The sequence below is a fragment of the Neobacillus massiliamazoniensis genome (genome assembly GCF_001048695.1).
GTDB classification, from domain to species: Bacteria; Bacillota; Bacilli; order Bacillales; family Cytobacillaceae; genus Neobacillus; species Neobacillus massiliamazoniensis.
This window is the reverse complement of record NZ_CVRB01000004.1, coordinates 302376-316290: the sequence shown is the minus strand read 5'-3', so window position 1 is coordinate 316290 and position 13915 is coordinate 302376. Positions and strand designations below refer to the sequence as shown.

Sequence of the window (13915 nt, the reverse complement as noted above, 5' to 3'; positions counted from 1 at the left end):
TGTCACAATTTATTTTGTGTATAAACACTATGGCAATGGTTGGAAGTGCTATAATTTAAACAATTGTGATGGAAGATTTCGGGAGGGTTCCATATGAAAAAACGGCGAGGAGTAATGAGAACAATGATTTTGCTTGTTCTAGGCGCAGCCGTTGCTTATACGCTATATGCTAATTTTACAAAGGATCATACCCAAAAGGTTGCCGTTGGTTCAACGGCTCCTGATTTTATTTTGACCGATATGCAAGGTCATAAACATCATCTTTCGGATTACAAAGGTCAAGGAGTATTTCTTAACTTTTGGGGGACATGGTGCCAGCCCTGTCAGAAGGAAATGCCATACATAAATAACCAATATCACCAATTTAAAGATAAAGGGGTACAGGTACTTGCAGTGGATATCAATGAATCGAATATCGCTGTAAACCAATTTGCTGAAAGATACAAGCTTGATTTTCCCATTATGATTGATAAAGATAAACAAGTCATGTATGCATATGGGATTGACCCGCTGCCTGCTACGTTTTTAATTGATAAAAATGGAAAAGTGGTTCAATATCATACTGGCCAGATGGATGAAAATACAATAAGGGAATTTATGGAGAAAATTAAACCTTAAGGTTATTAGGGAGTTTTGGCAATGAATGATGTTAAATGTGAATGTGGGCATGTGAATCCACATGGCACTATTTTGTGCGAAGCCTGTGGAAAAGTGCTTGATGAAAAGGAGAATGACAAAGAGCTTCTCGATATGCGCTATGAAGGCAGTGCGCGCCGCTCTCAAACCTATCAAAAAACGATTGTTGATAAAATTTGGAATTTCTTTTCATCTGTTAAGGTCGGGGTTTGGCTTATTGTTCTAACCCTCATCGCTTCAGCAATCGGGACCATATTTCCTCAAGAAAACTCTATTTCTATTCCACCTTCTATGCCAGCAGATCAGTTTTATCAGCAACAATATGGCTGGTTAGGCAAGATATATTATCAACTAGGCTTAAGTGATTTATATAACTCCTGGTGGTATTTATTATTGATTGCCATGATTGGGATTTCACTTGTGATCTGCAGCCTTGACCGGGTTGTCCCATTGTATAAAGCATTAAAAGCACAGCGAGTAACAAGGCATGAAGGATTTTTACAACGGCAGCGTTTATTTGGAGTAAATCAGAATGTTCATAATGATGAACTTAAAGTGATTAAACAGCATTTAGAGAGAAAGCGCTACCATGTTCGTGAAGAAAATGGGGATTTATTAGCAGAAAAGGGGCGTTTCTCACGCTGGGGTCCGTATGTAAACCACATTGGCTTAATCATCTTTCTAATCGGATGCATGCTTCGTTTTATCCCGGGAATGTACATTAATAAAGTCATGTGGGTTCGTGAAGGGGAAACCGTAGAGATACCGGAAACTAATGGCCAATATTATCTGAAAAATAATGAATTTATTCTGCAAAACTATGATAAAAATAAAGATAAAAACTTTGAGCATGCCATTAACCGGGTTGGGAATGTCGTCAAAAACTACCAATCTAATGTGGTCCTTTATAAGCAGGATGAACATAGAATTCCAGGGGAAACACCAAAATTAACGAAGGTGAAAGACTATAAAATCCGTGTAAACGATCCTCTAACCTTTAATGGTTATTCTGTATATCAGGTAGATTACAAGCCAAACGAACTAAATGCGATGTCATTTTCCTTAACGAACAAAAATACAGGGCAATCCTACGGAGATCTCACAATCAATCTCTTTGATCCGAAGTCAAAATATGATTTAGGAAATGGATATTCTGTAGAACTCTTGAGCTATTTTCCAGATTTTGAGTTTTCCAAAAGCGGGGAACCATCGACAAAATCACGTATTCCGAACAATCCAGCTTTTGTCTTTCGGATGATAGCCCCGGATAAGCCTAAAGGAGATACTAGTTTTGTAGCCATCAAGCAGACGATTGAACCTTTTGGAAATAATGAATATAAAATGGCATTTAAAGGAATTGAAACAAAAAATGTCTCCGGATTAACACTTCGTAAGGATTCTACGCTGTGGTTAATAATATTAGGTGGAATTGTTTTTATGATTGGTGTCGTACAAGGTGCATATTGGAATCATCGTCGAATTTGGATTCAACATAAACAAGGGGAGATTTGGGTAGCTGCCCATACGAACAAAAATTGGTATGGTCTGAAACGTGAAATGGAAGCTGTTTTTTCAGGTACAAACATTCACATGCCTGTTGATAAGCTCCAAAGAGAAAACACGGAGAAGGAGGAAATTTAGTTGGTATCAATTAGTAGTAATTTACTGTTTATCGCTTTTATTCTCTATCTAGCATCTATCCTCTTTTACGGCGGATCCATTAAATCGAAAAAGGAATCCAAGGAACAGAAAGGCGCAAACAAATGGGGGAAAATAGCAGTTTTTTTAACGGTTGTAGGTTTTATTTCACAGCTAGGTTATTTTTTTACAAGATGGATTGCAGCAGGACACACACCAGTTAGTAATATGTTTGAATATACCACTTTTTTCTCCATGGCTCTTGTGGGTGCATTTATTGTGATATATTTTATTTATAAGACAACTTTGCTAGGATTATTCACTATGCCTGTGGCAATATTAGTCATTGCATATGCAAGTATGTTTCCGTCAGATATAACTCCATTAATTCCGGCATTACAAAGCTATTGGTTAAGTATCCATGTTACGACTGCAGCAATTGGGGAAGGGATCTTGTCTGTAAGCTTTGCAGCGGGACTCATTTATCTTGTGAAGGTAATTGACCAAACCAAAACAAATAAGCGTACCTTTTGGCTTGAAATGGTGATGTTTTCCATGGTCACGGTTCTTGGATTTGTTGCCGTTTCTGTCGGATTTTCAGCAGCTGGCTATCATGAGAAATTTAAATGGATCGACAAAAATAATAATGAAGCAGTTGTTGAATATACGATGCCGGCTCTTGTTGGCCCGCATGCTGGAGAGTTAACAACAAAAGGTGCCTTTAAACCACTTGTCTCAGTACCTACAGTTATAAACGCTAAGAAATTGAATACGGTCATATGGTCATTAGTGGGTGGAATCTTATTATACGGGATCATAAGATTGATCATCAGAAAGCGGATTGCTGCAGCACTCCAACCTTTTGTTAAAAATATTAAACTTGATTTTGTTGACGAAATAAGCTATCGCTCGGTGTTAATTGGTTTCCCTGTTTTTACATTGGGTGCTTTGATTTTTGCGATGATTTGGGCCCAGTTGGCTTGGACAAAATTTTGGAGCTGGGATCCCAAGGAGGACTGGGCATTAATTACATTTTTATTCTATGCAGCCTTTTTACATCTTAGAATGTCAAAAGGATGGCATGGTGAAAAATCAGCATGGCTTGCCGTCATCGGTTTTGTCATTATCATGTTTAACCTAGTTGCCGTAAACCTAGTAATCGCAGGTCTTCATTCATATGCTGGTTCTTAATCAATCTTGCCTTCACTATTTAAGGAGTGAAGGCTTTTTAAAAGATCAAGTTAATATCTGGGGGATATCGTTTTTTGTCAAATTTTCGACACATTTTGCAGGGCTAATTCTCTGAAAATATAGCAAAAAGCGATACCATTTTGTACAATAACCACATGGAGGGATTATTAAATGGAAAAAGACGTGAAAATTTTAGTAGTTGATGATGAAGAAAGAATTCGCCGCTTATTGAAAATGTATTTGGAGCGGGAAGATTATTATATTGATGAGGCAGAAGATGGAAATGAAGCTTTATCAAAGGCACTTGCCAATGATTATGACGTGATTCTTCTAGACCTTATGATGCCTGGTAAGGATGGCATTGAAGTTTGTCGGGAATTGCGTGACAAAAAAGCGACTCCTGTCATTATGTTAACGGCTAAAGGGGAAGAAGTGAATCGCGTTCAAGGCTTTGAAGTAGGAACAGACGATTATATTGTCAAGCCTTTCAGTCCAAGGGAAGTTGTCCTCCGTGTAAAAGCGTTACTAAGAAGATCCTCGCAAACGAGTTACTTACAAACGGAAACAACAACGAAAGATGTTATTGTTTTTCCGCATCTAACCATTGATAATGATGCCCATCGTGTAACAGCTGATGGGAAAGAGGTCAGCTTAACGCCAAAAGAATATGAATTGCTTTATTTTCTTGCAAAAGCACCAGATAAGGTATTTGATCGTGAGCAATTATTAAAAGAAGTTTGGCATTATGAGTTCTTTGGAGACCTGCGTACAGTTGACACTCATGTAAAGCGGCTCCGTGAGAAATTAAACAAGGTATCGGAAGAAGCTGCAAGAATGATTGTAACAGTATGGGGAGTGGGTTACAAATTTGAGGTTATAAATGAATGACCTTCCTGAGAAGTGTAGTTGGTAAGCTATGGTTTACCATTTTATTGCTAGTATCATTTGTACTGTTCATATTAACAGTCATGCTTCTAGAATATTTCCAAAACTACAGTATTGATGAAACGAAAAAGGATTTAACAAATTCAGCAAAAAAAATTGCGTATGTTATGGAAAATCACTCTGATGAACAGTTTCCACTTAGTTTAGAAATATCATGGCACATGGTCGATGATGTTACCAAAGTGGTGATCATAAAAAATAATAATGAAGTTTATTACTCTCCAAACACAGATAAAGAAAAGGGATTAACGATTTCTGATATTAAAAATGATCCTGATTTATCAAAGGTTTTAGCAAAAAATAAGACCGTGGAAAAATTATTGATCCTGCCTACTCACAAGACCGGAAAAATAAAGGATACCAGCACCTATTCCATAAGTGGTGTCCCTATACATTTTTCTTCGGGAGTAAACGGTGCCGTATTTATTTATCAATCATTAAAAGTCACACAAGAAACCACCCATTCAACAACGATGTTCATTCTACTTGTAGCCGGTGTTGCCATCATTCTAACAACCATTTTTGCTTTCTTTTTATCAACAAGAATCACAGCACCGTTAAGAAAAATGAGAGAGGCAGCCTTTGAAGTTGCAAGGGGAAAGTTTGATACAAAAGTTCCAATGCTTACTCATGATGAAATAGGTGAACTGGCTACCGCCTTTAATCAAATGGGAAGACAATTGAAATTTAACATGAATGCCCTAAATCAGGAAAAGGAACTGCTTTCTAGTATCCTTAGCAGTATGGCTGATGGTGTCATCACCTTTAATCGTGATGGAACGATCCTAATTACCAATCCTCCAGCTGATCGGTTTCTTCAGTATTGGTACTATGAACAAGGTGAACAAGGTTCCACTTCGGAGGCCATTCCATCAAAAGTTATGGACTTATTTCAACAGGTAGTCGACACGGAAAAAGAACGAATGGGTGAGATTTCCTTACAGGGGCGTCATTGGGTGATATTAGTAAGTCCTCTATACAGTAATCGTTTTATTCGTGGTGCTGTAGCAGTCTTAAGGGATATGACGGAGGATAGACAACTGGAGAAGATGAGGAAGGATTTTATTGCCAATGTATCCCATGAACTGAGAACGCCTATATCCATGCTGCAAGGTTATAGTGAAGCAATTGTTGATGATATTGCAGAAACACAGGAAGATAAAAAAGAAATGGCTAAGGTTATATATGATGAGTCTCTAAGAATGGGCCGGCTTGTAAATGAACTTCTTGATTTAGCAAGAATGGAATCAGGGCATATCCATTTGACGCTTGAAAAAGTTGAGCTTTCATCCTTTATGAATCGAATTATCCGTAAATTTCAAGGGCTTGCACGTGACAATGGAATCCAGTTAAATTTAGGAATTGAGGCCGAAATGACACCTGTTTCCTTTGATCCTGATCGAATTGAACAGGTTTTGACTAACTTAATTGATAATGCGATTCGACATACTCCAATTGGTGGAACTGTTCAATTAAATGTAGCAAGCGAAGAAAAAGGAATTATTGTGGAAGTAACAGATTCTGGTTCAGGAATTTCAGAAGAGGATTTACCGTTCGTCTTTGAACGTTTTTATAAAGCAGATAAAGCTCGCACAAGAAGTAGAGCCGGAACAGGATTAGGTCTTGCCATTGCGAAGAATATTATCGAAGCACATCGAGGGTATCTTTCTGTTCAAAGTAAAATTGGCCAAGGAACGACATTTACCTTTATGATCCCTCGAAAAACAGAAAAATAAAAATGATTATGCCGAATGTTCTTGATACACGGGAAACATTTTAAAACTCATCTAAATTCAGATGGGTTTTTCTTATGGAAGAATGAAGAACCCTTCCAAAAATTTCTTCCTTTTTTTCAAGATAACGTCTATATTTAAAAAAGGTGAAACTTTTTTTCTTACCCATCGACTAATTCAATGAACGGGGAGGGAAATTGATGGACTCCGTTTTCGATGAGCTTTACCACAAATATCATCATGACATATTTCAATTTCTTTTTTATTTGGTTCGAAACAAGGAACATGCTGAAGACCTTGTTCAAGAAGTTTATATAAGGGTATTTAAATCCTATGATCGTTTTGAAGGGAAAAGTAGTGAGAAAACATGGTTATTTTCCATTGCCAAAAATGTTGCCATCGATTTTTTTCGAAAGCAAAAGGGTTGGAAGAAGAAGCTGCTCGATAAATTCGATTGGTCACTCAATCAAGTGAAGGATGACTATCCTATACCTGAAGAAATTGCAGTGCAAAAAGAAGAGATAAAATGGGTATATAAATGTCTAGCATATTGCACTGTGGACCAAAGAGCGGTCATTATCCTCCGTTATTTGAATGATTTATCAATTGCAGAAACTGCTCATGTATTAGGATGGACTGAGAGTAAAGTAAAAACAACTCAGCATCGCTCTTTAAAGTTTTTAAAGAAACAAATGGAAATTATATCCATTAAGGAGGGAATGGATAGTGAAAAGGTCAGAGTGGAGCGATAAACAGCTCGAAGATTTACTTAGGCAAATGCCAAAAATACAAGATCATCGCAATCCTCATGACATTTACCAAAACCTTTCTTTTAAAAAAAGAAAAAAAACACTTTGGCTAATTTCGGGTCTTGCTGCAGCTACTGCACTGCTCCTATTTATTATTTTAATGCCTAAATTAATGGATACCCATCTATCCTCATCAGACCGATCAGCACAAAATCATATGGCGTCGGATCAGAAGGCTTCAACCTTAAGCGTTAAGAGAGATTCTTCTATTACACCGAAGAATGAGGAATCCGCTTCGAAGGAAAAGCCTCTTTTAGGTAATGCAAAACAAAGTCAATCCCAGGATGCTAGCCTTAAAACGGCTGTTTATGAGGATGAATTAGGGGATGGAACTGTTTTGACATATTGGATTCCTGACAATGAGGCCCAGATTCTAGTACCCATTTCAACAATTGTCCATGGTACTAAAGATAAAACATGGCTGACATTATTTAATGAAAACATGGCCTCATTAAAGGAGGAAGAATGGGGTTTAAGTGATTATTATCCCATGAATGCTACCATTAAACTGGACCAAGACAACAGTATCGTCGTGGATGTTCCAACGAATCATCCATATGGGCAAGGTTCAGCTAATGAAACTAATTTTATAAATATTATAAAAAAAGATGTTGCTGCAGATAGCCATATCAAGAAAATTAAGCTAACAACGAATGGTCAGCCGGGTATTGCCTTTGGGAATTATGGTGAAATGAGTGAAATAAATATTGATTCGGAAACAAACCATGCCTATTTCTTTTATTATCCAAATAGAAAGAAATTACCTTTTTTAGTTCCTTCAACCACAAAGTATAAAAATATCCAAGCTGCATTAGAAGCAATGGGAACTGATCATCCGGATGGGGGATTAAAACCATCACTTCCTTCTACACTACATTTTAAAGAAGCTATAATAAATAATCATATATTAAACTTAACCTTAAATGATTCTTCGACTTTGCAAAACGACAATAGTACAATGCATTCACTTGAAGCAATATTGCTAACTGCAAAGGAATTTGGGGCTGAAAAAGTGATGTTTGAAAATGCCCAAATCGCATCTATCGGTCCATTCGATTTATCAAAAGAAATAAAGGTTCCAATTGCTCCTAATTTACGTTTGACCCAATAATGTTGCAGAGGATGTCCCTAAAGTGTCAAAACTTAAGGGACATCCTTTTTTTACAAATCCATTTGATCCATTTCAAAACTGTTCTAAATTAAAGTGGCAACACATATGGTGAGGAGGTGAAAACTTTTACCAGGAGGAAAAATATGTTGGACTATTTTAAAAGGTTTTTGATTGCCATAATAATGGGACTTTGTGTCAGTTTGTTATTTTTAGGTGGAAAGCATTCTGAAACAAGCATGTCTGATATGAAGGGGAATAATCATTATTATTTGGTGAATAGTGTGCCTAGTACTTCACAAACTCTAACCTTTTCAGTATAATAAATTTATAATTTCATATCGATCTATCTTCGGGGCAGGGTGAAATTCCCGATCGGCGGTATTGAGTTCATACTCTAAGCCCGCGAGCCTGTAAGGGCAGGATTTGGTGTGATTCCAAAGCCGACAGTATAGTCTGGATGGGAGAAGATGGAGGTTCTGCAAACGTTCAAAAAATAAAAGTTAATTGAATGTTTATTTAGCGTGCCTTTGTTAACTCTCTCAAATTAGTATTTTTGAGGGAGTTTTTTATTTCGATGGGCATCTAATATGGCTGGACCTCTCTTCCTAACGTGATGGATCAAAAAAGGAGAGAGGAAGATGAAGAAAATGAAGAGAACAAAGGTAAAGGCTATGGTTTCCATCGGAATGTTGAGTAGTATTGCTTATTTATTAATGCTATTAAACTTTCCGTTGCCGCTATTCCCGAATTTCTTATTTGTCGATTTTAGTGACATCCCGGCATTGATTGCAGCATTAATATTTGGTCCGTTCGCAGGGATATTGGTTGAATTTTTCAAAAATGTACTTAATTATATAGCGACAGGAAGTCAAACAGGAATTCCTGTAGGACATATTGCTAACTTTTTAGCAGGAATCCTGTTCATCCTGCCTACTTATTATTTATATGCCAAAATGAAAACGAGAAAGGGTATGACGCTGGCCCTCGTTGTTGGAACCATTACAATGGCAGTCATGATGAGTATCTTTAATTACTTTTTCATTATGCCAGCCTATACAGCACTATTGAAATTCCCTGATATGCGGAATTTAGTGGTACCGGCTATCCTGCCATTCAACATTGTAAAAGGTGTCATTATGTCATCCCTCTTTATGTTATTGTTCATCCGGATGCAAGCTTGGATTAATAAATTTACCATTGTAAAAAATGCTTAAAAATAAAGGCTGTGTTAAAGGTCATTTGTCGATTTTTGAAACTATGTTGATTGGAGCGGAAAGCGAAGCGCCTGGAGCGCAAATCAACAGGCAAGTTTAACACAGCCAAAAATAAAAAAACAGAAAGAGATTGAGTTCTTTCTGTTTTTTTTTATTACTATTTTAGGAAATACTTTATTTTCTTAAGTCCATTCTTCGTATTTGGGTATCTAAATGGGATATCAAATAATGTTGTTTGTTTTAGGATGCTCTTTTTGTGTGAAAAAGTGTCAAAGCTTCCCTTTCCGTGATAGGCACCCATACCGCTGGACCCGACACCGCCAAACGGCAAATAGGGAGAGACAAAATGATAAACCGTGTCATTTATGCAGCCGCCACCAAAAGGAATGCTGTTTACTACTTCCTGTTGAACGTTGTTATTTTCTGAAAAAAGATAAAGCGCGAGCGGATTTGGATGACGATGAATTCCATCGATAACATGTGCAAGAACATCATATTCCAGCACTGGAAGAATTGGACCGAAAATCTCGTCCTTCATAACGGAATCTTCCCAAGAAATATTGCCTAGAACGGTTGGTTCAATGACTAATGTTTTTGGATTGGATTTTCCGCCTAATAAAATTTCTCCATTGTTTAGAAAAGATTGTAGCCGGTTAAAATGTTTTTCACTTACGATACGCGTATAATTCGGATTGTCGAGCGGATTCTCCCCGTATAACTCCCTAATTGCATCTTTTAAGTGATGTAAAAATTCAGCCTTAATGTTTTGATGCACATATAAATAATCGGGTGCAATGCAGGTTTGCCCTGAGTTGGTAAATTTCCCCCAGGCAATTCGTTTTGCTGCTACCTTTAAATTAGCATCTTTATGGATAATACAAGGGCTTTTTCCACCTAACTCTAATGTGACAGGGGTCAAATTCTTTGCTGCGGCTTCCATAATGATTTTCCCAACGACGACACTTCCAGTAAAAAAAATATAATCAACTTCTTCATTTAGAAGTGATTGACTTTCCTCGACTCCTCCAAGGACAACTGATATATACTCTTTCGGGAAAATTTCCTCCACAAGTCTTTCTAATATTTCAGATGTCCTTGGTGTAAGTTCTGAAGGTTTGATAATCGCACAGTTTCCCGCAGCGATCGCACCAATTAACGGTGCAATCGCCAATTGAAAAGGATAATTCCAAGGTGCAACGATCAGCACCACGCCATATGGTTCAGAATAAAGAAAGCTTTTTGAGCCAATATGAGTAAGGGGGGTTTTCACTTTTTCAGGTTTGACCCATTTCATTATGTTTCTAATGGTGAAACGGATTTCCTCAAGGACAAAACCGATTTCAGTTGAATAGGCATCAAATTCGGATTTATTTAAATCAGCTTTTAATGCATCCATCAACTCTTTCTCACATTTTTTAATAGCGTTCCTGAGCTTTTGAAGTGCATCTAATCGAAAACCGATATCTTTTGTTTTGTTCGTGCGGAAAAAAGATTTTTGATTTTGCACTAATATTTTATAGTTTTCCATTATATATCCTCTCTTAACGGTTTGTTCTTATTACTTGGCTGTGTTGAAGGTCAATGTTGATTAATGAAACTATGTTGATTGGAGCGGAAGGCGCGAGACTCCTGCGGGAGTAAGGGGCAGGGGAGACCCCACAGGCGCTTAAGCGCCGAGGAGGCTCCCCGGAACGCCCGCGGAAAGCGAAGCGCCTGGAGCGCAAATCAACAGGCAAGTTTAACACAGCCATTATTTAATAAGTTGATAGAGATGAAATAAATCTTCCTTAAACAGAATTTTTGGCACTGGGTAAAGTGGATTGGCTTCCTTTATGGCACGTTGTACCATCAAAGGGATATCGCTGTCAACAATACCGCTTACTTTTTCGGGAATATCCATTCTTCTGTTAAGCTCTTTAATTGCTTCAATAAATTTTCTTGCTTTTTGTTCATGAGTATCAGCTGGTTCACCAATGCCAACAATTTCAGCCAATTCGGCCAGAGGTTTGCGAATAGACTCTCCATAATAATCCAGGACATATGGAAGGATGATCGCATTAGCCAGACCATGTGGTACGGAGTAAAAACCACCAAGTGTATGGGCAATGGCATGGACATAGCCAACATAGCCCCGAGTGAAGGCAATACCGGCCAAATAAGCTGCCTTTTGCATATTGGTCCGAGCCGTGATATTTGTCCCGTTTGAATATGCCTCATAAAGATTTTCAAAAATCAATTTTACAGCCTTTTTACTGTACTGTGTTGTTTCCTTTGTATTACTTCTGCCAATGTATGCCTCGATTGCATGTGTTAAAGCGTCTATTCCGGTTGCTGCTGTAATATGCGGCGGTAGTTTAACAGTTAGCAAAGGGTCAAGTACAGCATAATGTGGAATAAGTGGTGTATCCATAATTGCATATTTTTCATGGGTCTTGCTGTTGGATACAACTGCAGCAAGTGTTGCTTCACTCCCTGTGCCAGCGGTTGTTGGTATGGCAAAAAGAGGCGGCAACTTTTTCCCAATCTTTAGTACACCTTTCATCTGTGGTATGCTCTTATTTGGTCTCGCCACACGTGCACCCACACCTTTTGCACAATCCATTGGCGAACCGCCACCAAATGCAACAATACCCTTGCAATTGTTTGCTTTGTAAATTTGTAAAGCTTCCTCAATGTTATCGATGGTTGGATTTGGAACCGTTTTGTCATACACAAAAAAGATTACTGCCTCTTCCTTTAGTCCTTTCAAAAATTCATCCATCAATCCTATAGAGGTAATTCCCTTGTCAGTTACAATTAGTACGGCATCAATATTTTTACTTTTTATTAGCTTTGGTAGCTTACTTAGGCTATTTTCTCCTTCTAATAAATCTGGTTTACGCCATGGCATAAGATATGAGGCAATTTTCATAGTGCCTTGATACGTTCTACAATACAACTTATACATAACAATACCTCGCTTTTAGGAATTAGTTAAGATAAATTCATATTTTGTAAGCTTCTGAACGGAGAAAATAACCGATCATTATTATTCCATAGACACAAAAGGACTGCTCGTTTTCCCAAATTTCTCTATATTTTATATATCGTCAATAATTTAATAATGTCAAGAATAATATTTTGAATAAATGCAAAATTCTGAAAATAATCACGAAAGACCATTTAGATCAAATTTAGGGAATATAAAGATAGTTTATTTGTTGTAAATTTGGGATAATGGAGTCAGAAAAGCGCAAGGCGCCCGTTTAGCGACGTATGGACTGGAGCGCTTCGACTGAGATAAAGGAAACACGAAGAGCGTTAGCGATTCGATGTTGACTTATCGTAGGGAGATGCGCGAAGTACACTAGTCGCTTGGCGCCTGGAGCTGGACAATTCTCAAAGTCAAAATTAAATTCATTATTTTAAAAAAGAGGGGAGATTCGAGTTATGTCAATTTATCAGTTTAAAGTAAAAACAATTGATGGAGAGGAAATTTCCCTAAAACAATATGAGGGGAAGGTTTTGCTTATTGTTAATACAGCAAGCAAGTGTGGTTTTACTCCTCAATATAAGGAGCTTCAACAAATTTATGAGCAATATAAAGATCAAGGTTTAGTTGTCCTAGGATTTCCTTGCAATCAATTCATGAACCAAGAATCTGGAAATGAGAATGAAATTAAATCCTTTTGCGAATTGAATTATGGAGTAACATTTCCTATGTTTGCCAAAGTGGATGTGAATGGCGTCTATGCCCATCCTTTATTTGTCTATTTAAGGAAGCAAACACCTGGAATATTAGGTTTAAATACGGTGAAATGGAATTTCACTAAATTTCTGGTTGATCCAAAAGGAAATGTTGTAAAACGATATAGTCCAACTACCAAACCTAAAGATATTGTAGACGATTTTGTGGCCCTGGTATAAGTTTTTTTCCAAACTTGTTCCTCCAGTAATGATGAAACATAAAAAGCTGGAGTGACTAGACACGAGAATCTATAAAAAAAACACGAGACCATCGTGTTTTTTTGCTTTTTTCTTTAAACCGCCAAGTCCGTAACAAAATTCAATTTCAACAAGTATTGTTGATTCTTGCTGTCTATTGGAGTTTTATATATTAGAAAAACAAAAAACCCCTCTAATGAGGGGGAGTAGCTTAAGAATATCTTTAAGGCTAAAGATTATTCAAATTTAGTTGGGTTGCCTTCGAATGGTTCTTCAGCAACTTTGATTGAATCTGTAGGACAGCCTTCGAATGCATCCATCATATCATCAATTAATACATCTGGAATTTCTACAATACCCTCGTTATCATCAAGAGTTACATATGCGATACCTTCATCATCATAATCATAAATATCAGGTGCAGCTGCTCCACAAGCACCGCATGCGATACAAGTTTCTTTGTCAACAATGGTATACTTAGCCATGAAAAAAAACCTCCCAATAAAATAGCAAAAATTATGCTTACATATTTCCAATACAAAATAGAGGAAACGATTTCACATTTCTATTGTAAAACTGTATGAGTAACTTTTCAATAGCAAAATGCTTGTAAAATCATTTGATTCATTATCGTATTTCTATTATATCTACATTTTCGGCAACAAGATATCCAGTTTCATGATAAAATAAAAATAGAAGAATTGGATTATTTGT

Annotated in this window: 13 protein-coding genes and 1 riboswitch; of the genes, 10 read left to right on the top strand and 3 right to left on the bottom strand. The window is 37.2% G+C overall.

What is annotated here, in order from left to right; genetic code table 11:
- The first annotated feature begins 93 nt into the window (after nucleotides 1-93).
- The 9 genes from resA (at nucleotide 94) to BN1082_RS19355 (ending at nucleotide 9277) form a co-directional block, all read left to right on the top strand.
- The gene (gene resA, locus BN1082_RS19390; protein WP_090637194.1) at nucleotides 94-618 is read left to right on the top strand and encodes a thiol-disulfide oxidoreductase ResA; all 525 of its coding nucleotides are present in this window, start codon (nucleotides 94-96) and stop codon (nucleotides 616-618) included.
- Between the two features lie 21 nt (nucleotides 619-639).
- Entirely contained in the window at nucleotides 640-2277 is a 1638-nt protein-coding gene (gene resB / locus BN1082_RS19385) for a cytochrome c biogenesis protein ResB (protein ID WP_090637193.1), read from the top strand.
- The gene (ccsB, locus tag BN1082_RS19380) at nucleotides 2278-3465 is read left to right on the top strand and encodes a c-type cytochrome biogenesis protein CcsB (RefSeq protein WP_090637190.1); all 1188 of its coding nucleotides are present in this window, start codon (nucleotides 2278-2280) and stop codon (nucleotides 3463-3465) included.
- A 171-nt stretch (nucleotides 3466-3636) separates the two neighbouring features.
- Nucleotides 3637-4353 carry a response regulator transcription factor gene (locus tag BN1082_RS19375; RefSeq protein WP_090637188.1) on the top strand — a complete coding sequence of 239 codons (717 nt, stop codon included), beginning with the start codon at nucleotides 3637-3639 and terminating at the stop codon, nucleotides 4351-4353.
- Nucleotides 4350-6146, top strand: a complete 1797-nt coding sequence (locus BN1082_RS19370; RefSeq protein WP_090637185.1) for an ATP-binding protein — start codon at nucleotides 4350-4352, stop codon at nucleotides 6144-6146. The genes BN1082_RS19375 and BN1082_RS19370 overlap by 4 nt, the downstream gene beginning before the upstream one ends.
- A 197-nt stretch (nucleotides 6147-6343) precedes the next feature.
- The gene (sigX, locus tag BN1082_RS19365; RefSeq protein ID WP_090637182.1) at nucleotides 6344-6895 is read left to right on the top strand and encodes an RNA polymerase sigma factor SigX; all 552 of its coding nucleotides are present in this window, start codon (nucleotides 6344-6346) and stop codon (nucleotides 6893-6895) included.
- Nucleotides 6870-8063 (top strand): hypothetical protein, encoded by a 1194-nt coding sequence (locus tag BN1082_RS19360; RefSeq protein ID WP_090637180.1) that lies wholly within the window; start codon nucleotides 6870-6872, stop codon nucleotides 8061-8063. Before sigX ends, BN1082_RS19360 begins: the two co-directional genes overlap by 26 nt.
- Before the next feature lie 143 nt (nucleotides 8064-8206).
- A complete protein-coding gene (locus BN1082_RS28290; RefSeq protein ID WP_245640492.1) occupies nucleotides 8207-8383 on the top strand; it encodes a hypothetical protein in 177 nt (58 codons plus the stop codon).
- A 21-nt stretch (nucleotides 8384-8404) separates the two neighbouring features.
- Nucleotides 8405-8536, top strand: a riboswitch (FMN riboswitch).
- A 174-nt stretch (nucleotides 8537-8710) separates the two neighbouring features.
- Nucleotides 8711-9277 (top strand): ECF transporter S component, encoded by a 567-nt coding sequence (locus BN1082_RS19355; RefSeq protein ID WP_090638434.1) that lies wholly within the window; start codon nucleotides 8711-8713, stop codon nucleotides 9275-9277.
- A 157-nt stretch (nucleotides 9278-9434) separates the two neighbouring features.
- Here BN1082_RS19355 and BN1082_RS19350 read toward each other — a convergent pair whose 3' ends face one another.
- Together BN1082_RS19350 and BN1082_RS19345 are read right to left on the bottom strand one after the other, a co-directional pair.
- Nucleotides 9435-10805 (bottom strand): aldehyde dehydrogenase, encoded by a 1371-nt coding sequence (locus tag BN1082_RS19350; RefSeq protein ID WP_090637178.1) that lies wholly within the window; start codon nucleotides 10803-10805, stop codon nucleotides 9435-9437.
- Nucleotides 10806-11027: 222 nt separating this feature from the next.
- Nucleotides 11028-12224 (bottom strand): iron-containing alcohol dehydrogenase, encoded by a 1197-nt coding sequence (locus tag BN1082_RS19345; RefSeq protein ID WP_090637176.1) that lies wholly within the window; start codon nucleotides 12222-12224, stop codon nucleotides 11028-11030.
- A gap of 482 nt (nucleotides 12225-12706) precedes the next feature.
- On the opposite strand from BN1082_RS19345, the gene BN1082_RS19340 reads away from it, so the two are divergent.
- Entirely contained in the window at nucleotides 12707-13183 is a 477-nt protein-coding gene (locus tag BN1082_RS19340; protein WP_090637174.1) for a glutathione peroxidase, read from the top strand.
- A gap of 254 nt (nucleotides 13184-13437) precedes the next feature.
- On the opposite strand, the gene BN1082_RS19335 is transcribed toward BN1082_RS19340, so the two are convergent.
- Nucleotides 13438-13686, bottom strand: a complete 249-nt coding sequence (locus tag BN1082_RS19335) for a ferredoxin (RefSeq protein WP_090637172.1) — start codon at nucleotides 13684-13686, stop codon at nucleotides 13438-13440.
- Between the last annotated feature and the right edge of the window lie 229 nt (nucleotides 13687-13915).